At 59.3% G+C, this 21,797-nt stretch carries 18 protein-coding genes; 6 read left to right on the forward strand and 12 right to left on the reverse strand.

The window, feature by feature from the left end; all coding sequences use genetic code 11:
- Positions 1–131 precede the first annotated feature (131 nt).
- Together ACFSKT_RS22715 and ACFSKT_RS22720 are read right to left on the reverse strand one after the other, a co-directional pair.
- A complete protein-coding gene (locus ACFSKT_RS22715; protein ID WP_377717633.1) occupies positions 132–1,919 on the reverse strand; it encodes a sensor histidine kinase in 1,788 nt (595 codons plus the stop codon).
- Positions 1,916–3,490: a response regulator gene (locus ACFSKT_RS22720; RefSeq protein ID WP_377717634.1), complete on the reverse strand. Its 1,575-nt coding sequence runs from the start codon at positions 3,488–3,490 to the stop codon at positions 1,916–1,918. Before ACFSKT_RS22720 ends, ACFSKT_RS22715 begins: the two co-directional genes overlap by 4 nt.
- Positions 3,491–3,644: 154 nt before the next feature.
- Between ACFSKT_RS22720 and ACFSKT_RS22725 the strand changes: the two genes are divergently transcribed.
- A complete protein-coding gene (locus tag ACFSKT_RS22725; RefSeq protein WP_377717635.1) occupies positions 3,645–4,802 on the forward strand; it encodes a glycosyl hydrolase family 8 in 1,158 nt (385 codons plus the stop codon).
- Positions 4,803–5,129: 327 nt separating this feature from the next.
- Here ACFSKT_RS22725 and ACFSKT_RS22730 read toward each other — a convergent pair whose 3' ends face one another.
- Entirely contained in the window at positions 5,130–5,294 is a 165-nt protein-coding gene (locus ACFSKT_RS22730; protein WP_377717636.1) for a hypothetical protein, read from the reverse strand.
- Between the two features lie 210 nt (positions 5,295–5,504).
- Between ACFSKT_RS22730 and ACFSKT_RS22735 the strand changes: the two genes are divergently transcribed.
- A complete protein-coding gene (locus ACFSKT_RS22735) occupies positions 5,505–6,461 on the forward strand; it encodes a copper amine oxidase N-terminal domain-containing protein (RefSeq protein WP_377717637.1) in 957 nt (318 codons plus the stop codon).
- 127 nt (positions 6,462–6,588) lie between these two features.
- Here ACFSKT_RS22735 and ACFSKT_RS22740 read toward each other — a convergent pair whose 3' ends face one another.
- The 3 genes from ACFSKT_RS22740 to ACFSKT_RS22750 form a co-directional block, all read right to left on the reverse strand.
- On the reverse strand, positions 6,589–7,458 hold the full coding sequence (locus ACFSKT_RS22740; protein ID WP_377717638.1) for an SDR family oxidoreductase: 870 nt from the start codon (positions 7,456–7,458) through the stop codon (positions 6,589–6,591).
- Positions 7,459–7,684: 226 nt separating this feature from the next.
- On the reverse strand, positions 7,685–8,149 hold the full coding sequence (locus ACFSKT_RS22745) for a VOC family protein (protein WP_377717639.1): 465 nt from the start codon (positions 8,147–8,149) through the stop codon (positions 7,685–7,687).
- Between the two features lie 244 nt (positions 8,150–8,393).
- Complete coding sequence (locus ACFSKT_RS22750) at positions 8,394–8,822, reverse strand: Lrp/AsnC family transcriptional regulator (protein ID WP_377717640.1); 429 nt, start codon at positions 8,820–8,822, stop codon at positions 8,394–8,396.
- Positions 8,823–8,977: 155 nt separating this feature from the next.
- On the opposite strand from ACFSKT_RS22750, the gene ACFSKT_RS22755 reads away from it, so the two are divergent.
- On the forward strand, positions 8,978–10,030 hold the full coding sequence (locus tag ACFSKT_RS22755) for an oxidoreductase (RefSeq protein WP_377717641.1): 1,053 nt from the start codon (positions 8,978–8,980) through the stop codon (positions 10,028–10,030).
- Positions 10,031–10,133: 103 nt separating this feature from the next.
- On the opposite strand, the gene ACFSKT_RS22760 is transcribed toward ACFSKT_RS22755, so the two are convergent.
- Positions 10,134–11,174, reverse strand: coding sequence for a zinc-binding alcohol dehydrogenase family protein (locus tag ACFSKT_RS22760; protein WP_377717642.1), 1,041 nt, complete (start codon positions 11,172–11,174; stop codon positions 10,134–10,136).
- Between the two features lie 121 nt (positions 11,175–11,295).
- Positions 11,296–11,877 (reverse strand): DUF1349 domain-containing protein, encoded by a 582-nt coding sequence (locus ACFSKT_RS22765; protein WP_377717643.1) that lies wholly within the window; start codon positions 11,875–11,877, stop codon positions 11,296–11,298.
- Positions 11,878–12,174: 297 nt separating this feature from the next.
- Here ACFSKT_RS22765 and ACFSKT_RS22770 point away from each other — a divergent pair, with 297 nt between their 5' ends.
- Entirely contained in the window at positions 12,175–12,783 is a 609-nt protein-coding gene (locus ACFSKT_RS22770; RefSeq protein ID WP_377717644.1) for a DedA family protein, read from the forward strand.
- Positions 12,784–12,934: 151 nt separating this feature from the next.
- On the opposite strand, the gene ACFSKT_RS22775 is transcribed toward ACFSKT_RS22770, so the two are convergent.
- From ACFSKT_RS22775 to ACFSKT_RS22785, 3 genes are all read right to left on the reverse strand, one after another.
- Positions 12,935–13,384, reverse strand: coding sequence for a DUF3995 domain-containing protein (locus tag ACFSKT_RS22775; RefSeq protein WP_377717645.1), 450 nt, complete (start codon positions 13,382–13,384; stop codon positions 12,935–12,937).
- A gap of 10 nt (positions 13,385–13,394) precedes the next feature.
- Complete coding sequence (locus ACFSKT_RS22780) at positions 13,395–13,949, reverse strand: TetR/AcrR family transcriptional regulator (protein ID WP_377717646.1); 555 nt, start codon at positions 13,947–13,949, stop codon at positions 13,395–13,397.
- Positions 13,950–14,131: 182 nt separating this feature from the next.
- The gene (locus ACFSKT_RS22785; protein ID WP_377717647.1) at positions 14,132–14,968 is read right to left on the reverse strand and encodes an alpha/beta fold hydrolase; all 837 of its coding nucleotides are present in this window, start codon (positions 14,966–14,968) and stop codon (positions 14,132–14,134) included.
- Between the two features lie 417 nt (positions 14,969–15,385).
- On the opposite strand from ACFSKT_RS22785, the gene ACFSKT_RS22790 reads away from it, so the two are divergent.
- Complete coding sequence (locus tag ACFSKT_RS22790) at positions 15,386–19,861, forward strand: endo-1,4-beta-xylanase (protein ID WP_377717648.1); 4,476 nt, start codon at positions 15,386–15,388, stop codon at positions 19,859–19,861.
- A gap of 112 nt (positions 19,862–19,973) precedes the next feature.
- Here the strand turns inward: ACFSKT_RS22790 and ACFSKT_RS22795 are convergent, their stop codons facing one another.
- On the reverse strand, positions 19,974–20,873 hold the full coding sequence (locus ACFSKT_RS22795) for a LysR family transcriptional regulator (RefSeq protein WP_377717649.1): 900 nt from the start codon (positions 20,871–20,873) through the stop codon (positions 19,974–19,976).
- Positions 20,874–20,995: 122 nt separating this feature from the next.
- Between ACFSKT_RS22795 and ACFSKT_RS22800 the strand changes: the two genes are divergently transcribed.
- The gene (locus ACFSKT_RS22800; RefSeq protein ID WP_377717650.1) at positions 20,996–21,736 is read left to right on the forward strand and encodes an SDR family NAD(P)-dependent oxidoreductase; all 741 of its coding nucleotides are present in this window, start codon (positions 20,996–20,998) and stop codon (positions 21,734–21,736) included.
- Positions 21,737–21,797 lie beyond the last annotated feature (61 nt).

Genomic DNA, 21,797 nt, shown 5'->3' on the forward strand with positions numbered 1-21,797 from the left:
TCGGCGGGTTGCTTCGAGCTGGCACGCTTTTGTCCTCGCGGACAAAGCTTCAGTGGGTGTTGAAGCCCGTCCTATGGCTTAATCCTGACAACTATAGGCCGCCGGTGGCTTCGCCCGGTCTCGATTGCGTTCTAAATCGCGCTCCGGCTCTCTTGCGGAAGCGCGTCCCGCAGCAGGATGTCGACGGTCGTCCCGACGCCCGGCTCGCTGCGCATGCGGAAGTCCGCGCGGTCGCCGTAATTGAGCTTCAGCCGGTAATACACGTTCGCGATGCCGATATGCTCGCCCATCTCCCCGCCGCCGGCCAGCTCGTCCATAAGCGTACGCAGCCGCTCGGGCGTGATGCCGCCGCCGTTATCCTCGACCGTGCAGCGCAGCCCCTCCGCCGTCCGCCTGACGCTGACGCGAATAAGCCCCGCGCGCTTCACCGCCTCGATGCCGTGTATGCTCGCGTTCTCGACGAGCGGCTGGAGCGTCATCTTCGGCATGAGCGCGCCGAAAGCTTCCGGATCGACGTCGATCTCGTAGCGCAATTTGTCCTCGAAGCGGTATTTCTGGATTTCCAGGAAACAAACGACCAGATCGATCTCCTCCCGCACGCTCACCCAATCCTTGCCCCAGGCGAGCGACCTGCGGAAGATTTTGGCCATGTTATGGATGATATGCGCCGTCTCCTGCTCCTGCTTGATCAGGCTGCGCATGCGGATCGTCTCCAATGCGTTGAACAGGAAATGCGGGTTGATCTGGCTCTGCAGCGCGTTCAGCTGCGCCTGGTTGCGCCCGAGCTCCAGCTCCTTCTTCTGAATGTCCGCGATATAGACGTCGTTGATCAGCCGGCGGATTTGCAGCGTCATCTGGTTGAACGCCTCGGTCAGCTGCCCGATCTCGTCGCGCGTCTCCGGCTCGGTGATCGGCTCGAACGTCTGGTTCTTCACCCGCTTCATCTGCTTCAGAATGCGGACGAGCCTCGTATTCATCGAGCGGTTGAACCAGACGATGATGAGCGTCGGCACGAGCAGGTTGAGCAGCGCGAAATAGAACAAGAATTGGCGCGACTCCCGCACGTCGGCGAGCACGTCCTCCTCCCGGAATGCCCCGGTCACCCGCCAATCCGCCAAATAAGACGCCGAGAACGGCTCGCGGAACAGCAGCGTGCCCCGTTCCTTCGCCGCATCGTTCATCCACGCGCCTTGTTCCGCATCCTTGTCCGCCTCCGCATCGGTCGAGTAGAGCAGCCGATCGCCCTGGGACAAATAGAGCGTGCCGTCCAGCGTCGCGTTCTTGAACACATCCTCCGTCAGCGCCGGGTGGAAATCGATGCGCAGCAAAATCGGACGACGCACGCCCGCCTCCGATCCGCGAATGCGCCGCAGCAGGCTGATCGTCTTCTGCCCGCCCGTCGTCTCCGGCGCCAGCTCCAGCGCGATGACGTCCGAGGGCGCGGCCGTGCTCACTTGCGGGTACCACGGCTGCAGGCGGAGCCGGGCGTCGATCGGCTGGACACGCCCGCCGTAGACGATCGAATCGTTGTCCGTGTAGATCGTGATCGCCTGAATCGTCTCGTAGAGCGGACTGTACTTCTCCAGCATGAGGCTGATGTAGCTGTTGTAGTGCTCCACATAATCTGCCGGATTGTCATACCGCTGGCTGACGTATTCCCATAGGAGGGTGTCGTTGTACAGCACCGTCGAGATGCCGGCCGCGGCGTTGATGCTGCTTTGCAGCTCGTCGCGGATCTGCTTGACGGCGACCGAGATATCGTTCATTTTCTGATGGCGGATGTTGCCGGTCGTAATGGCGTAGAACACGACGTTCGTGGCTACGACCGGAATAAAAACCGAGAGAACGTACATGAGCAGCATTTTGTTCCGCAGACGGACGTTGTTCAAGTTCAGCAGCATGCGCAATCGGCGTCTCATGGCGTTCTCGCCAGCTGCGCCTGCTTGTATTCCGTCGGCGAGCAGCCCTCCACCTTCTCGAATTGCTTGATGAAATATTCCGAGCTGCTGAAGCCGACGAGCTCGGCAATCTCGTAGATTTTGCGGTCGGTCTGCCGCAGCAGCCGCTTGGCCTCGCCAATGCGCAGCTGGAGCAGGAAATCGTTGAAGTAGACGCCGTACGTGTTCTTGAACAGCTGGCCCAAGTAGACGGGGTTAATGTAAAAGCGCTTGGCCATGCCCTTCAGCGTAATCTCCTCGTTGTAATGCGCTTCAATATACTGCCGTACCCGGTGAATGCCGCCGCACGTCTTGCGCTTGCGCAGCTGTTCCATGCAGACCGCGCTCTCGGCGAGGAATTTCTCCAGCTTCTTCAGCAGCATGCCGAGCGTCTTCGGCGTCTGGTTCCACTGCAGGAGCGGCGCAAGCGAGGCCAGCTCCGGCTCCTGTCCCTCGTTCATCCCCCGCAGCGCGTCGAGCACGCGCATGACGCACTTGGATAGCGACGCCATGACCGCGTCGGTGGTGAACGCATGCCGCTTGAAGTCCGCGCCGATCCGGGCGACCAGCCCCGACAGCAGCGGAATGTCGTTCTCCTCCACACCCTCCTGCAGCGCGGCATAGACATCCGCGTCCAGGTCGCGGAAAGCAAGCCCCGCCTGCGACGCCATGTCGGCGGTCAACACTTGGCGGTCGTCCAGCGCGAACTTCGCGTTCATCGCGTCGCGGGCCGCTTCGTAGGAGCGCTTCAGCTCGCTCGGCCGCTCGACGACCGGGCCGAGATAGAGGCGCAGGAAGCCGCCTTCCTCCCCGCCAGCCCGGTGCAGCAGACGCGCGCCGAGCCGCTCCAGCTGGGCGGAGCCGAGGTCGGACAGATGGCTGGGCGTCAGCAGGAAGCCGAACGTGTACGGACTTAAGTCGTGGACGATCGGCGCCCCGCCGCCAAGCCGCATAAGCGCTTCGCCGATCGCGATCTTCCATTGCCGCAGCGACTGCGCCTCAGCCTCCGCGCTCTCTCCACAGCCGTTGCGCTCGGCGATGACGTAGCAGCACGAGCCTTGCCCGAGCCGCAGTACCGCCTCCAGATCGGCTGGCGGCGCGCCTTCCGCGCCTTCGAACAACAGCTCGTTCAGTACCGCGTCAGGGGTCCGTTGGCGGCCGCCCTTCTCGTCCCGACTGGCGATCCTGCGGTTCATCCGCGTCAGCGTCTCCGTCAGCTCTCCGTCATCGATTGGCTTCAAGATGAACTCCTGCACGCCGAAGCGCATCGCGCGCTGGGCATACGAGAACTCGTTGTAGCCGCTCAAGATGATGAACTCCGGCGCGCGGCCGCCGCTTGCCTTGACCGTCTCGATGAGCGACAGGCCGTCCATGACCGGCATCCGAATGTCCGTCAGCACGAGGTCCGGCATATGCCGCTCGATGAGCTCGGCGGCCTCCTCGCCGTCCTCCGCCTCCGCGATAATCTCGTAGCCGAACGCCTCCCACGGAATCAGCTCCTTAAGCCCTTTGCGCACGAAGATTTCATCATCTACCAGCAGTACTTTTCGCATGACGACGCCTCCTTTGAATGTAAGCGCTTAAAAATCTAAAGATAGGACAGCACGATCTATACTTCTTCCATTCCGCCCCTATGCCGGCAGCGGTAAGCTTACGGTGATTCCATGAGCAACTGGAGCACGAATGCTCCGGGAGGGAGAGATTGAAGTGTCAACAACAACGAGGCAAGGTGCTTATGCAACCGGACAATACCGGAATTTGCTGCAGGAATACGGGTATGCGCCGGAAGCGATCGACGCCCGCGTCGAAGCTTGCTGGAACGGCTTGTTCGGGGATGCGCCCGAAACCCGAATTTATTACGAGGCCGGCGAGGACATGGGCTATTTGCTCGATACCGGCAACCTGGACGTGCGCACCGAAGGGATGTCGTACGGGATGATGATGGCCGTTCAGATGGACCGCAAGGACGTATTCGACCGCATCTGGCGCTGGACGATGGCGCATATGTACCTGGAGGAAGGCCCGAACGCCGGCTACTTCGCCTGGTCGTGCCTGCCGGACGGCACGCGCAATTCGAACGGTCCGGCGCCGGACGGCGAAGAGTTCTTCGCGCTGGCCCTCCTCTTCGCATCCCATCGCTGGGGCGACGGCATGGAAGCGCCGCTGGATTACGGCCGTCAGGCGCGCAAGCTGCTGCAAGCGTGCATCCATAAGGGCGAGAACGGCGACGGCTTCCCGATGTGGAACCCGGCCAACAAGCTGATCAAATTCGTGCCGAACGTCGAATTTACCGATCCGTCCTACCACCTGCCGCACTTCTACGAGCTGTTCGCCGAGTGGGCGGAGCCGGAGGATCGCGACTTCTGGCGGGAAGCGGCCGCCGCAAGCCGCGATTACTTGCCGATCGCCTGCCATCCGGTGACAGGACTGGCGCCGGAATACGCGCATTACGACGGGACGCCGAACGACGAGCGGGGCTACGGCCGCTTCTTCAGCGATTCCTACCGGGTCGCGGCCAATCTCGGCCTCGATGCCGAATGGTTCGGCGGCGACCCGCGCCATGGCGAGATCGCCGAGCGGATTCTCGCGTTCTTCGCGGACAAGTCGCCGGACGATTACCGCCGGTACGAGCTCGACGGCAAGCCGCTCGAGGAGAAGTCGCTTCACCCCGTCGGCCTGCTGTCGACGAACGCGGCGGCGGCGCTTGCGGCACCAGGCTCCGCGCATGCCCAGGCGGCGGTGCGGCTGTTCTGGGACACGCCGCTGCGCGAAGGCGAGCGGCGCTATTACGACAACTGCCTCTATTTCTTCAGCCTGCTGATGTTAAGCGGACGCTACCGGATTTGGGAGCCGATGCAGGCGTAACAGCAAAGGACGAGTTCGGCTTCGGTCGAATCTCGTCCTTTTTTGGTTGTAACCCCTTACAAATCATCGTTGACTGAACCGTTACCGGATGCGGTGCTCGTTTAGCGCTTTCAGAATACCACGGGTGCAAGGCAGGCGTAAGGCGAGGGATATTGGGGAAAGTTCCACTATTTTTGGGAGGAATTGCGCTTCGTTCATGAACGTGAAATCGTGCGCTCGCAGCGGCTTTACCCCGACGAACATAAATGACCCGCGAGAAGGTCGCTTCATACAAAGCTCCCTTCTCGCGGGTCACCCTACAGGCCCGATCGATGCAAGATGGCCCGTCTAGCAGCCTCTAACCCTGGGACGGTAATTCCGTCCTCCGCCCCATCCGCCTTGGGTGTCGGCCATTTGGTCCTCGGACAACTCCTCGGGAAGATCTTGGACTTCGGCCACGTTTTGCTCTTCCGCGTTCGATTCGTTCTCGCTGATTTCGCGCTCTTCCGACATGTGATCACTTCTCCTTCCCCAAAAATAGCTTGGATACGCTCATGATAACCGTTTCGATCCTTAACCGCCATACCGAGAATGGGGTATTACCATGCGATGGATACAGCCAAACTTGAAATCGACGGAGCCAGGTTGATGACCGGAACCAACCAGCATTGTATAATATTACTAGTCTTGTTAGATGAAATTACGAGATTCGGAGGTTGCCTTATGAGGAGACGAACCTTACTCGCGGCGATGCTCGCGGTCGCCATTACAGTCGGCGCCGCTGCGCCAGCCGTTATCGCCGCAGGCGCGACGACGAGCGTATACGTCAACGGGGTACCATCCGCGGCGCTCAAGCCCGTGGTCGACCCGTCCGGCGTCTATCTGCCGTACAAGCCGTTGTTCGCCCAGTTTGGCTATACGGCCGCTTACGACGCGAAAACCAAGCTGCACGTGCTCGCGAAGCCCGGCATCAAAATCGTCTTCGCCGTCGGGAGCCGCACGGCGTCCGTCAACGGGAAGACCGTCAAGCTGTCGGCGCCTGCCCGCACGGTCGGCGGCACGGTCTACGTGCCGCTCCGTTTCGCGCAGGAGACCGCCAAGATTCCCGTCGTCTACGACCGGGAGGCGGGGCTTGTCCAGTTCGGCAGCGCCTTCCTCGCCGACCAGTTCTTCCGGGCCCGCTTCGGCATGACGGTTGTCGAGCTGAAGAAGCTCATCAAGACCGCCCCCTCGGAGGAAGGCGAGAAGGAAGAAGGCTACGTCGTCGAGTATCACGGATTGCCGCTGCCGCAAGGACGCGAGGGGTATTACACCTTTACGTTCGCAGGCGGCAAGCTCGATGCCATGCGCGTCTCCTTCATGGACCAATCGGGGGATCTCGACGCGGCGATGAACGCATACGCCAAGGATAAGTCATACCTGGACCGTCTCTATAACGGAGGCGAGAGCGCGGCGGATGTGCAGTGGAACGTGGACGACGAAGAACGGCGGGATTTTATCCAGGATTACAAAGGCGACGAGTACAAGCTGATCCGCGAGGCGATCACGTTCGGCGTCTTGGACCTGAAGGCTCGTTACACAAAACCCGGGTATACCGTGGACATCCATTTTACGAACCTCAATTGGGACGAAGCCGACGATCCATTCTTCATCGAGACGTTGACGTATGAGAAGAAGTAAAGGTCGAGCAAGACGGTCGCTAAAAGAGGAAAGAGCGCTTGCCGCTGGTGCGAGCGCTCTTTTTATTATCGGCGGGGGCTATTGAATTAACGATCGCACGAACGTCCGCCTCGCTGCCGGCCCCCCCTCACGACTTCGGCCACTCATAACCGGTCGCCTGCTCGCTCCACGCCCAGAAGCGGCGCGCTTGCTCCGCATCGCTCGCACGCGCCGTGACGGCGGCGGGCTTCTGGCGGTAATAGTACCCGCCGCTTGCGCCGCCGACGTCCGCGGACGTCGCCAGGTAGACCGCGGTCGCCGAGCCCTGCTCCGGCGTCAGGAAGAACGGACGCAGCAGCCGGTGCACCAGCTTGCCGAACCCCGTGCGGCGGTCTACGCCGATGTCGGTCGAGACCGCGCCGGGATGAAGCGCGTTCACCGTGACCGTCGTGCCTTCGAGACGGCGGGCGAGCTCTCGGGCGAACCATATATTCGCCAGCTTGGAGCGGCCGTAAGCGCCCCACACCGTGAATTTCCGCCGCATGTCCGGGTCGTCGTAATTCATGCGGCCGATTTTGTGCGCGCCGGAGGAGACGACGACGATGCGCCCGGCCTTGCTGCTGCGGAGCAGCGGCATGAGCAGCCCCGTTAACACGAAATGACCGAGGTGATTCACGCCCAGCTGGCGCTCGAAGCCGTCTTCGGTCTCCTCCCGCTTGATCGTCACGACGCCGGCGTTGTTGATCAGCACATCGATATGCGTGCAGGAGGCGTTCAATTCCGCCGCCGCGGCTCGCACGCTTGCCAATGAAGCTAAGTCGCACAGGATAAGCTCCGCGTCGCTTCTGCCGCTGCGGCTATTGACGAAGCGAACCGCCTCCATGCCTTTCTCCCGACTCCGCGCCACCAGATACACCTTCATTTCGTGCTCGGCGGCGAGCAGCGCCGCCGTCGCCCTGCCCATCCCTCCGCTAGCGCCGGTGACGACCGCTATGGGACGGTTCGGTTCCTCCGCCATCTTTCTCGCTCCTTCCCAAACCTCAAGAATCGTAATTTCCGCTACTGCATCTGAACGCGTTCAAGCTCTACCTTAATGCTGCCAGCTATCGGCGGGTAGGACTTGTGTGGTGAACGCAATTGCAAGTCGATGTTGAATCCTACTGCTGTCTATTATGCGGGGAGGTGCATGATCGCCAGAATGCCGAGCTGGTGTTATCGACGGACTTGCTTCCCGCTTCCGGGTGCTACAACGCCGCCTTGCGCATAGCTCCGAGCACGATGCTGTAGCCATCCGGGTCAAGCACGTAGGCATTTTTGAATTCCCAGCCGCCATGCGCGCCGGTGAAAGGCTCGATCGCGATCCGGGCGCCGCGCCCGCGTACCTCCTCGACGTAATCGCTCAGCTCCTCCCATCCCATATGGACGAAGGTGTCCCATCCGTATTCCGGTCCTTCCCATTCGGTCGGATAATTCGACCGGTTGGCGGAGACGGCGTTCGGCCTCACATCCTCGGCCGTCACCGCCTGTTGGAGAATGACGATCATCTCGTCTCGCTCCGCATGCCCCCAATCGTCCACCCGGCAGCCCAGCTGATCCCGATAATAGGCTTGCGATCGCGACAGATCCGACACGAGCCTCACCTGAATCGTCTTGCCCAGCATTTTCTTCGGTTCTGCTTTCGCGCCTGTTAATTGCGCTTGTGCATCCATTCGCGTTGCCCCCCATCGCAGAATAGTCGTTACGCCTTCCGAAACGCGATCCTCTTCTCGTTGTCTTACCTACGAGTATAGAACAACTTTTGGAATCCGGTAAGGCATCGGAAGTAAGACGGCAGGATGAACGCATACGTCAAGGCGAATCGGCTGCCGACGATTTGAATATGGCAGCAGCTCAGCTCGGCTCGCTGATCATTCATATCTCGAGAAACGAACCGCTGCCATAGATGTTCGCGCCTCAGGGAATAATCCGATCCTGCTTGATCGGCGAGGACAGTACGATAAGCGTCGTCGAGTCGCCGAACTGGCCCAGCTCGTTGATCGCGCATTCCAGCGTCTGCAGCGATTCCGTCACGAGCTTGACGAGAAAGTTGTACTGATGGCCGCTGATGCGATGCAGCTCGACGACGTACGGCGCCTCCTTGCAGTAGTCCACGAACCGCTCGCACCCCTTCGTATAGAACAAAATGAACGCGGCGATCGGCTTATTGATCTTCTCCGCGTCCACGACGGCGCGGTAGTGGTCGATAATGCCCTTCTCTTCCATGCGCCGCACACGCTCCGTCACGGCCGGCTGGGAAAGGGATACCGCTTTGCCCAGATCCGTCATCGAGATGCGTCCTTGCTCCTGCAGCACGAGCAAAATATGTTTGTCCAATTCGTCCATCGTCACGACTCCTTGTTATTCAAGGTCATTATGGAGAAATTCATGCATTTCAAAGGTTGATCCCGTCAAACAACAGGATTCTCCTATGGGTTCGGCTGCCCTCATTATATAAAATACAAATCAAGAACGAAATGAACGATAGGGAGCGAACGAACATGACCTACAACGAATTGCTGCAGCCGGTCCGCATTGCCGATTGGCGCCTCCGCACGCGAATCGCGATGGCGCCGATGACGCGCGGATTCGCGGACGATGCCACGGGAGCCGTCGATGAGAAAATCGCCGCCTATTACAGAAGACGGGCGGCAGATGGAATCGGCCTGATCATTACCGAGGGAATAACGCCTTCCCCGCTCGGGAAAGGCACATTCGGGGTACCGGGTCTATACGCGAAGGAGCAGGCGAACGCATGGCGCGGCGTGACGGAAGCGGTGCATGACGCCGGAGGCACAATCATCGCGCAGCTGTGGCATGTCGGGCGGTTGACCCATCCCGATCTCATCGGCGGCTATGCGCCCCAAGCCCCCTCCGCCTTGCAAGCGGCAGGACTCGTGCATCGCCTTCGCAAGCCGTTCGCGATGCCGAGCGCCATGACGGCGGACGATATCCGGCAGGTCGTACGGGACTATGAGCAGGCCGCCGAATACGCCGCCCAAGCCGGCTTCGACGGCATCGAGATTCATGGCGCGCATGGTTATTTGCTGGACCAATTCGCTGCGACGACGACCAACTCGCGCACCGACCGCTACGGCGGCAGCCGAAGCAACCGGCTTCGGCTGATGAAAGAGGTGCTGCAAGCGGCCGGCGGCGCGATCGGCATGGAGCGCGTCATCCTGCGCTTCTCCGAGCTGAAGGACGATCAGCCCGGATTCCGCTGGGAGGAGCCCGAGGCGGAGATCGAGGCGCTCGTTGACGTGTTCCGCGAAGTCGGCCTGCGCATCATCCATCCGTCGACGAATTCGTTCGCGCAGCCGATTGCCGGCGGCCGAACGCTCCATGAGCTCGTCCGGCAGCGCTGGGACGGCGCGATCATCGGCGTCGGCGGGCTGACCGCGGACGCCGCGGCCGAAGCAATCCGCGCGGGCACGATCGATCTGGCCGCCTTCGGACGTCCGCTGCTGGCGAATCCGGATTTCGCGGCGCGCCTTCGGAGCGGACAGCCGCTGGCCGCTTATGAGCCATCCATTCATTTGAAGACGCTGTTGTAATCGCAGCCGCCCACGGAGCTTCCGGCCGTCTCTGTAACGAGTAACAAAGAAGCCGTCGCTCGCCGCGACGGCTTCCGCCATTTGATCCGTTGTCCGCAGTCCGTTATTCGAAGCCTTCCAGCACGACCTTCCCGACTGTCCGTCCCGTCTCGAGCACCGCATGCGCCTTGCGCAGATTGGCGGCGTTGATCGGCGAGAGCGTCTCGCTCGCGGTCGTGCGGAGGACGCCTTCGTCCACGAGACGCGCGATATCGTTCAACAGGTTATGCTGCTCGATCATGTCCGGCGTCTGATACATCGGGCGCGTGAACATCAATTCCCAGACGAACGTGACGCTCTTGTTCTTCAACAAGGTCAGGTTCAGCAATTCGTCCGTCTCGACGATCGAGCAGATTTTGCCCTGCGGCGCAATCGCCTCCGCCATGTTCGCCCAATGCCGCTCGGTGCTGTTCAAGCAGAGAATGTAGTCGACCTGATCATAGCCGGCCGTCTTCAGTTGCGGGACGAAGGCGTCGAAATGGTCGATGACCGCGTCGGCGCCAAGCGCCTTCGCCCACTCGGCCGATTCCGGACGGGAAGCCGTCCCGATGACCGTCAGCCCGGCGTATTTCGCCAATTGCGTCGCGATCGAACCGACGCCGCCCGCGGCGCCGATGATCAGGATGGTCCGGCCCGCGTTAGCAGCCTTGTCTCGCGAGACGCCGAGCCTGTCGAAGAGGCTCTCCCACGCGGTAATCGCCGTCAGCGGCAGCGCAGCCGCCTGCGCGAATTCCAGCGTGGACGGCTTCGCGCCGACGATTCGCTCGTCCACGAGGTGGAACTCGCTGTTGCCGCCGGGACGCGTAATGCTGCCGGCGTAGTACACTTCGTCGCCGGGGCGAAACAGCGTGCAGTCCGGCCCAACCTGTTCGACGACGCCCGCCACGTCCCAGCCGAGGATCCTCGGTTCGCTTTCCACCCGGTCTTTCGGCTTGCGCACCTTGTAATCTACCGGATTAACCGAGATCGCATTCACCTTCACGAGCAGATCACGCCCCGTCGGCGTCGGCTTCGCTACGGACACGTCAAGCAGGCTCTCCGGGTTGTCGATCGGCAAATAATGATAAAGCCCAACGGCTTTCATCGTCGTTGTCGTTGTTGTCATCGTACATATCTCCTTAATCGCGATTGACTTGCATATAAGGGGAGTATAGTTCGAGCGCGATGGTTTGAGTAGTACGCACATTTTTGTGATCTAGTATAAGTTTGTATACCGTCGGCGATTATTAAGGCTGATCTAAGCGGAGGAACGAGAAGGTAACGCGGCAACCGTCACCGGTCGGACATTGCGCCACGACGCCTACTTTGACCTCGTCCTCGCAGGGCAGTCCGAAATAACGGATCATCTCCCACTTCTCGCCATCCGCGGAATAATAGAAGGTAAAACAGTTGCCTGTTCTCGCGATTTTCAAATACGGCTCGGGCACTTCTACTTTGCCTGAGATGCAATAATCCGAAGCCGAGTTCGTGACGACGCTAAGAATGGAGGGCTGGTTCTCATAGAACTCGAAGCAGAGCTTCGCCCAACGGGATTCATCCGCCATGATCATCAGACATCCCGAATCGTAAGGACTTTTCATCGCCGCGCTAACCTTGGTCTGCACTTCGAAATCCCCTCGAACCGGATAATACAGAAACGGAGCGGACGACCGGACGGACTTGCCCGACGGATCGATGAACCAGTCCGACTTCGGAGGCGCCATCACCTCTAAAGAACCGTCCTCGTTAAACCTCCACGCCTCCGGTTCGTTCAACCACTTCAACTCCGAGCCGTTCGCGCGATCCGCGCGACGATCAAATAGATTCAATCTCCTCACTCCTTCGGCATATTCGCTGCGTAACCTTACTATAAATTCCACCCTTTGTTAATCATTCCTGCTTCCCTGAGACCCGGAATGCATTCACCCTCGCCGACCTGCAGCCCTACCAATCGTCCGCTAAGCAACCAAACAGGCCCTGACGGAGAGGTTATTTTTTATCAGAAGTAACAAGATCGCCACAATTTCGCGAAAAATGAAGGGCTTTTCCACGTAAATATAGTGCAGCGTGCGCCCTTTCGGCGCGAAATGCCCCTGACAGCTACTTGAAGGAGGTGAGATTGAAGCTTGCAACAGTGGATTATGGACACGATGAGTCAATTCGGGTATTTGGGCATTTTCTTGTTGATCGCGCTGGAAAATTTGTTCCCGCCCCTTCCGTCGGAGCTCATCCTCTCGTTCGGCGGGTTCATGACGACCTCGACGAAGCTAACGATTATCGGCGTCATTCTTGCTTCGACTGCCGGTTCGCTGAGCGGCGCGATCGCGCTGTACGGGCTCGGCCGGCTCATGCCGCTTGAGCGTCAAGTCGCGTTCGTCGCGCGTTACGGCAAAATATTGCGCCTCAAGCCCGAGGATATCCGCAAGGCTCACGCGTGGTTCCATAAATACGGCGTATGGGCCGTGCTGATCGGCCGGGTCATTCCGTTGATCCGAAGCCTGATCTCCATCCCCGCCGGAAGCACCCGGATGCGGCTGCTTCCGTTCCTGCTCTTCACGACGCTAGGTTCTCTCGCCTGGAACACGTTCCTCGTCGTTATCGGGGCGACCGTCGGCGCCTCCTGGGAGTCCATCGTCGGTTATATGGACGCCTATTCGAACGTCGTATACGCGCTGATCGCATTGGCTGGGGCGGGTGCGATCGTGTATTTCGTCCGCAAGCGCAAGGCTCGTTAATGAGAATTTCCGCGTCTATGGCTGGCGTCGATTCGGGGCGCCGCTAGAGGTTAAACCAAATGGCTCCGCCGATGATTTCTCGTTCGGCGAAGCCATTTTGGGTTCGAGGACGCGCCTCCGCATTGTTACGGGGAGAAGATTCGCTGCCGGTTCATGCCTCCAGCGTAATCAGCATCAGACAAACGCCCAAGAAAGCACACAACGGCGCATACAAAGCCGAATCCCATCTCGCGAATACGGTCCCCTTATGCTTTTTGAAAAAACCGACCCAACGAAGGTCCCCCACCGCTCTTAGCATGAAAACAGCCGATAACGTCCAGCCTCCAACAGGGAATAAGAAATCGGGGATCACGGAGCGATTCGCAACGCCTCCCAGCGCGAAAACAAACCAGCCCGCCGCGGCCAACGCGATGGCCACGGCCCCCGTAGCCGCCATTGTCGGCAGGAAGAGCGGCCTGGAGCCCATGCCGGAGCCCGTGCTAGAGCCCGTACTGGGAACCGCGGCTGCGATCCCTTTCTTCCCGCCGGCCAGCCAATACAGATGAATGCCGCTGAGCAGCATGAGAATAAGCCCCACGATCCAAGCAAGAAGATTGAACATCGTTGTCCCCCTATATCCCTAGTAATTGACTGCGCAGCATGCTGATATGCCGGTCACGCTCCTCATCGCCGACGGGAAGATGCTTGTGCCGTTCATACCAACCCAAATAATAATGATAGAGGAGGCTTGATTTACAAGCGGCCGTCTCGGCGTCCGTGCCGGCCTGAATCAGGAGCTGCCGCGCGTAATCCATTCTTGTTTGCTCTACCTGTTCAAGGAGCGCGCCGTATTGCGGATTCTCCCGGCTCGCCCTCCTCAAGTAGAATAAAAAATCTCCGTTTTGGGTCGCGGCGAACATCTGAGTCAGCAGCGCGGTCAGGCGCGTCTCGGGGTCCTCGGCATTGTTCGCCTTATCCATGACATGCACCGTCGCTAAATAAGCCCACTGATTCACGATCTTGGCGATAAACTCGCTCCGGTTGTCGAAATACCAATAGAAGCTGCTTTTACTGCAGCCCAGCTCCGACGCCATGCTCTCGATCACCAGGCCATCGGAACCGTTCCGCGCAAACCGCTTCAACCCCGATTCGATCCACTGTTCTTCAGTAACGATAATCTTCGGCATCGTTCACGCCCCTTCTGTACGGCATCGTACAGAAACTAGTTTAACCCATTTTCTGGAGGGGTTCAATGAAAAACGGCGATAGCAGCTGGCTGCCGAATGGCTGTACATAACAAAATGGCTCCGCCGATGATTGCTCATCCGGCGAAGCCATTTTTGGTTTGAGGGGCACCCTCATCTATGGTTTAGCTATTCAAGAAGTCAATCAGCGCGGCATTGAATTCCTCGGCATGCGTCGCATTCAGTCCGTGCGGAGCGTCTTTGATCACGACTAGCCGGCTGCCCGGGATCATGTCATGCGCGCGTTGACCGCTCACCTCGATCGGGACGATGGCGTCGGCATCGCTGTGAATGATCAGCGTCGGCAGGTCGAACTTGGCCAGATCCCCGCGGAAATCGGTACGTCCGAACGCCGCGACGCAATCGATCGTGCCTTTCGGGGATGCGAGCGCCGCGATATCGCGATTGTACGTCCGGAACGCCTCGCTGACCAAATCTGTACGGCCGCGAACGGCGAAGAAATTCGTTGTGAAATTATCGAGGAACGCGATTCGATCGGATTTCAAGCCGTGTTGGAACGCTTGAATGGTCGCTTCGTCCAGTCCGCCTTCCGGATGGTCCTCCGACTTATAGAAGTATGGCGGAACCGCGGCGGCGAGCACCGCTTTCGTCACGCGCTTGCTGCCATAGGTCCCGATATAACGGGCCACTTCGCCTCCGCCCATCGAGAAGCCGACCAACGTCACCTCATTCAGGTTCAAATGCTCCAGCAGTCTGTTCAAATCGGCCGAGAACGTATCGTAATCGTACCCGCCCCATGGCTGGGACGACTTGCCGAAGCCGCGGCGGTCATAGGTTATGACGCGGTAGCCCGCTTCCACCAACGCCGGCACCTGCGCCTCCCACGAACGTCCGCTCAATGGCCAGCCGTGAATCAGCACGATCGGCTTTCCGCTTCCCTGATCCTCGTAATAAATATCTACTGGTGCGCCATTCTCTTCTGCTACGGTTACATACGCCATTGTTATTTTCTCCTCTCCGGATTTCGGGACAGCCCGCATTACGCGCTGCCCTTTGCTTGCCCGCGCATACTCTATGCTACTGGAACAAAATGGAATGGACAAGGCACTATAGTTGGAATAGTGAAAAAGTATAGATTATATTCTTGTAAAAAGTACCCGTAATCCAGCGAGACCCAATAGAAGACAGAATATAAAGACGTTATTCTTTCAATGGTGCCTTCTAATTTGAGAATCCGTAGTGTTAGAATCTAGATTTTTTCGTCAATAATTCGAACCTCTATCTCTGTGAGCGAAGTCTCTGGCCCTACCACTTCCTTTAATTCCTACAGTACGTTCTTTACTTCCTCAAGTGCTTGCCAAACCGCCCCGGCGGTATGATGAAAGCGCTTCACTTCATCTTATTAAGGGGGTTACGCAATGCGCAGCAGCATCAAAAAAGCGGCGTCGCTGCTATTGGCCGCCGCTCTGCTCCTGCCCGGGGGCTGGGCGCCCGCGAAGGCGCAAGCAGCCGAGGACGGCACGGTCGTCCTGAAGCAGGACTTCGAGGACGGCGCGACCGGCGGCTGGGCGAAGCTGTCTTGGGGCAAAGCCGGCGACGCGGTCGTGACGACCGAGCAGGCGAGCGACGGCACGCATGCCTTGAAATTCACGAACCGGGAATCGAGCGACAGCAAGCCTAGCTTGAATCTGACGAACGTTCTCTTGTCGGACCATGTGTACGACATCTCGCTCAAGGTCAGGCACGGCGAATCCACCGGCACCTACCACATCGCCTCCAAGATCGACTCCCCGGCGCTTGAGAACAAATATCCGTGGATCATTGGCAACAAGCCGGTGACCGCCGACGCTTGGACGACGTTCGAGGCGAAAGCGTACGAGATGCCGAGCGGCACGAAAGAAGCGCTCATCTGGGTCGAAGCCGCGGACGGCACGACCTCCAGCGCCGATCTGTACATCGACGAAGTGCTGATCGTGGACGTGACGCCGGGCTCGGGCGGCGGACAGCCGGGAGGCGGCGACCAATCCGGCGTTGCGGCCGACTTCGAGACCGGCGGCCTGCAGGGCTGGGGCGCGCGCAACGGCACTGACCCGATCGAAGTATCATCGGCCGACAACCATACGGCTGGCGGCTCGAAATCGCTGCTTACGGCAGCCTCCGAGCAATACCAAGGACCGCTGCTGAACGTGCTCGGCAAGATGCAGAAGAACAGCAAATACCGGTTGTCGACGTGGGCCAAAATGGCGCCTGGACAGGAAGCGACCGTCATCCGCATCAGCGTCCAGCACGGCGACAATACGTTCACGAACGTATCGGCCAACACAACCGTGACCGACGACGCATGGGTTCAGCTGAGCGGCGACTTCACGCTGCCGAACACGCCGTCCGTCCTGAACGCGTACGTGGAAGTCGCCAATAACTATGGCGGCCCGCGCTCGTTCTACATAGACGACTTCAAGCTGGAATATCTCGGCGCCGTCGAAGGTCCGCTTCCGGTGCAGACGGATATTCCGCAGCTCAAGACCGTCTACGACGACTACTTCGAGATCGGCGCGGCCGTCGAGCCCGCCCAGCTGGAGGGGTCGCACGAAGAGCTGCTGCTCCGCCACTATAACTCCATCGTCGCCGAGAACTCCATGAAGCCCGATTCCATCAGCAAGAACAGCGACAGCGCGACCTGGAATTTCGGAACCGCGGACAACATTGCGAATTATGCGCGAGAGAACAATTTGACGCTCCGCTTCCACACCCTGCTCTGGCACTCACAAGGGGCGGAGTGGATGCTTAAGGACGCGCAGGGACAATACTTTGAACCGAATGAGACGAACAAAGCGACCGTGCTGAAGCGCCTCTCGGATTACATCGACATCGTCGTCCCGCGTTACGCCGATGTGGCCAAGGCGTACGACGTCGTCAACGAGGTCATCGACGAGGGCCGACCGGACGGCATGCGCGATAGCCAGTGGTACCGCATCACGGGCGATGATTTCATCCGCACCGCATTCACGCGCACGCGCTACGTCCTCGACCATCTGCAGACGTTCAAGCCGGATGCCTCGGCGGCGGCGATCGCGAACGCGGAGAGCGCGAAGCTCTACATCAACGACTACAGCACGCACAACCCGAAGAAGCGCGATTTCCTGTTCGATTTGGTCACGCGCTTGAAAGAAGACGGCGTGCCGATCGACGGCGTGGGCCACCAAACTCACATCAACATTACGGGCCCGTCCATCCAGCAAATCACGGACTCGATCCGCAAATTCGGCGAGGCCGGCTTCGATAACCAAATTACCGAGCTCGATGTTTCGGTGTACACGAACAACACCGACGCGTATACGACCGTGCCGGATAACTTGCTGAACAAGCAGGGCTACCGGTACAAAGAATTGTTCGACGCGCTGCGTAAGCTCGACAACGAAGGGCGCACGGCGCAAAATCCGGGCGGCTGGATCAGCAACGTCACGATCTGGGGCGTCGCCGACGACCATACGTGGCTGACGAATCGTCCGATCACAAGACAGGACGCCCCGTTCCCGTTCAGCACGCGCCTGCAGGCAAAGCCAGCCTACTGGGGCATGGTCGATCCGACGAAGCTCCCCGTCGTCGGCAAGGTCGGCTCCGTATTACAAGGCACGCCAGCTCAAGGCGCGGCGGATGCCGCATGGCAGCTCGTGCCCGCGCTTGCGACCGAAGAGGTCGGTACGCTTAGCGCGGACGTAAAGCTGCTGTGGGATAACGAGAAGCTGTATGCGAAGGTAGCGGTGAAGGACACGTACATCGCGGCGGACGACGCGGTCGAGCTGTTCCTTCAGAATAACGGCACGCAGACGGTGAAGATCGCCCGCGGCAGCCAAGGCGCGACCGAAGGCACCGGCGGCTACACCGCCTATGCCGCCCTTCCGATCCCGGCCGGCTCCGCGATCGGCAGCCAGCTCGTCTTCGACGTGCGCGTCTCGGACAGCGGCGTGAACGACGGCTCCGAGCAAGGACGCAACGGCGCCATCGTCTCGTGGAGCGATCCACGCAGCGCGCAGGATACCGACGCGATCGGATACGGCAAGCTGACGCTCGCCGCCGCGCCGAAGGTCGCCGAGTCCGCGTTCGGCACGCCGCAAGTAGACGGCGTCATGGATGCGGCATGGAATAATGCCGCCGAGCTCTCGACTGGTATCTGGGTCGAAGGAACAAGCGGCGCCACGGCGAAATTCCGCACGATGTGGGACGCCGATAACCTGTACGTCTACGCGGTAATCACGGACGCCAAGCTGTCCGACGCGAGCGATAACGCCTATGAGGAGGATTCCGTCGAGCTATTCGTCGACCAGAACAATGGCAAGACGGAGTCCTACGAGGAAGATGACGGCCAATACCGGATCAACTTCAACAACGTCAAGTCGGTCGGCGGCCATGCGTCGCAGGACAACTACGTCACGGCGACCAAGACGATCGAAGGCGGCTACATCGTCGAGACCGCAATCGCGCTCGATACGATTACGCCGGCCAATGGCACGCTCGTCGGCTTCGAATTCCAAGTGAACAACGACGAAGACGGCGACGGCGACCGCGACAGCGTCGCCAACTGGGCCGACCCGTCCGGCTCCTCGTACATGAACACGTCCAAGCTCGGCGTCCTCCGCCTGGCGAAGGCACAGACGAGCACGCCAGGACCATCGGGCGGCGGCGGGGCAGCGGTACCGCCTTCAGGCACGAAGATCGAGAGGAAAGACGGACAAATCGTCGTCACCCCGCCCGTGCAGACGAAGGACGGACGCGCGAGCGCAGCACTAAGCGCGGACAGCTTGAACGAAGCGCTGAAGCAAGCCGCGGCCAACTCGCAAGGCGGCAAGCAGATCGTCATCGATCTGCCGGCCCAGTCCAACGCGAACGGCTATGACGTGCAGCTTCCTGCTTCGCTGCTGAACAGCGCGAGTAATTACGTGTTCGTGCTGCGCACGGCGGCAGGCACAGTCACACTGCCATCGAACATGCTCGCCGGTACGAAGGCGGGCAGCTCCGAGCTCGTAACATTGCGCGTCGGCACCGGCACCGTGGCAAGCGGCATAGCCGAGTCGGAGCGCGAACAGATCGGCGCTCGTCCGGTCATCTCGCTTGAGCTCGCGTCAGGAGACAAGACGCTCGACTGGAACAACCCGGCCGCGTCGGTCGAAGTCGCGGTTCCGTATAAGCCAACATCGGAGGAACTTCAACATCCGGAGCGAATCGTCGTCTGGCACATCAACGGCGAAGGCCAAGTCGAACCGGTCGCAAGCGGCCGATACGACACGGTCAGCGGAACGGTGCAGTTCCGCACGACGCACTTCAGCAACTATGCGATTGCTTACTCCACGAAGACCTTCGGCGATCTGCAGGCCGCGCCGTGGGCGAAGGCAGCCGTAGAAGCCATGGCTGCTCGAGGCATCATTAACGGCGTTACGGATGAGGCATTCGCACCGGCGAACGCTATCAGCCGGGCCGATTTCGTCGCCCTGCTCGTACGCGCGCTGGAGCTAAAGGCAGATGCAGCGCCTGCGGCGCCGTTCGCGGACGTGAAGCCATCCGACTACTATTACGAAGCGGTTGCCGCCGCGCAAGCGCTCGGCATCGCATCCGGCACCGGGCAGAACCGGTTCCGGCCGGAGCAAGCGATCACCCGCCAAGATATGATGACCTTGACCGCGCTCGCCTTGAAGGCGGCGGGCAAGCCATTGCCAGCGGGCGCCTCGCTCGAATCGTTCGCCGATGCGGGCAGCGTGGCCGGCTATGCCAAGGAAAGCGCGGCCGCGCTCGTGAAGGCCGGCATCGTGAAAGGCAGCGCGGGCCAGCTGCGCCCGGCAGCGGCATTGACCCGCGCTGAGGCAGCCGTCATCGTGCAAGCCGTATGGGCGCTGCGGTGATGAGAACGGCGAATCAACGGGAGCTTCACACACTTTAGCGCATGTTTAAAAGCCTTGAGCCTGCTGAAGCAGGCTCAAGGCTTTGCTATTCTTTGCTGCACAAATATGCGGCTTACGAGGTCGCTCCCTCACCCAGACGGAGCTTCAGAAATTGATACAGCTTTTGACTGGCCAGCTGCAAGGGATACGACGTTGTTTTGCAGAGGAGTCCGACATTCATATGGATACGGCTGCCGTGCATTGCTCGTATTGCGGTTCCCGTTGAAACAGGTTCCACTGCAATCCTCGGGACAAGCGCGATGCCTAATCCGCTTTCCACGAAAAATTTCAAGGCAGTCATGCTTCCGACCTCCATCGTGTCGAGCGGTGCATGCCCGATTTCCTGAATCAACATCTCCAGCTTTCGCCGATAAGGACAGGTTGCGGAAGTGAGAAGCAGACGAAATTCCACGATATCCTCCAGAGACAGCACCTCTTTACGCGCAAGCGGATGAGATTCAGGCAGCACGACGACGAACTCTTCCTGAAACAAGGGTTCGAAATAGAGGTCTTCCCCTAAATCCGGTGCCGAGCATAGCGAGAAATCAAGCTCCCCTTTCAGGACTCGTTCGCTCAGCGTCGGCGTGTTCGCAAATTCCAAGGAAATGCGGATATTCGGATAGTCGGACAGGAATGCCTTCAATAGGCCAGGCAGCCGGTAACTCCCGGTCGGCTCTGTAACGCCGATGCGAACATGCCCCGTTTCCCCCATTTGCAAATTCGATAAGCTGGATTGTAATTGCTCCATTCGCTTTACGATTTGCAGGCTTTGGTCATGAAATAACCTGCCGGCTTCTGTTAACCGAAACTCTTTTCCATGACCACGCTCGATCAGTTGAACGCCCAGATCCAATTCGAGCTTCTGAATTTGCATCGTAACCGTGGATTGCACATAGTTCATTTCCCGGGCCGTTCGGACAAAACTGCCATATTTCACGACCATTTGGAACGTTTTTAACGTTTTCAGATCCATGATGCGCCCCTTGTTCAAAGATTCAATAAATTTGATCCAACCCTTCAATTAGTTCAATTATACAAATCGATTGAGTAGATTTACAATAAAGCTGACTACATCATCTAAGGAGTGGGTTGATCATGGAAATCGATAAGAAAGTGGCGCTGGTTACGGGAGGCGGAACGGGGATCGGCCGCGCAACCAGTCTCCTGCTAGCCAAACGGGGGGCAACCGTGATTGTGAACTATTCCCGTTCTAAAGCCGAGGCGGAAGAAACCGTGCGAAGCATTCATGCGGAAGGCGGACAAGCCGTGGCGATGCAAGCCGACGTATCCCAGGATCAAGAAGTCCGGGACATGGTCGAAGCGATTGTGCGGCAATTCGGCACGGTAGACTTGCTCGTCAACAACGCCAGCATCACCCGGCATATCCCGATGGCCGATCTGGAAGCCGTAACCGGAGAAATATGGGATGAATTGTTCGATGTGAATGTGAAAGGCATGTTCTACTGCGCGCGAGCCGTCGCCCCTCACATGAAGAAGAATAAGCAGGGCGCGATCGTCAATCTAGGCAGCATCGCCGGACAAACCGGTCTCGGTTCTTCTCTGCCCTATGCCGTATCGAAGGCCGCTGTTCACGGCCTGACCAAATCGCTAGCCCGCGCTCTGGCACCCGAAATCCGGGTCAACTGCATTGTGCCAGGAGCCGTCGCGACAAGATGGTGGGCTGGAAGAGAGGAACAGATGCAGCGATTAGCCCCGAATCTTCTGCTGCAGCAGATCTCGACGCCCGAAGATATCGCCACTTTCATCTGCGCCGCCTTAGAGCAGGAAGCGATGACGGGGCAAGCGATTACCGTAGATAGCGGTCAAACGTTGTAGGGTGGACTTTCGTTATATATCGCACTTAACATTGCGAATATCGAAACCTTAAACCAAGATA

Source organism: Paenibacillus xanthanilyticus, assembly GCF_042682185.1.
GTDB lineage: Bacteria > Bacillota > Bacilli > Paenibacillales > Paenibacillaceae > Paenibacillus_Z > Paenibacillus_Z xanthanilyticus.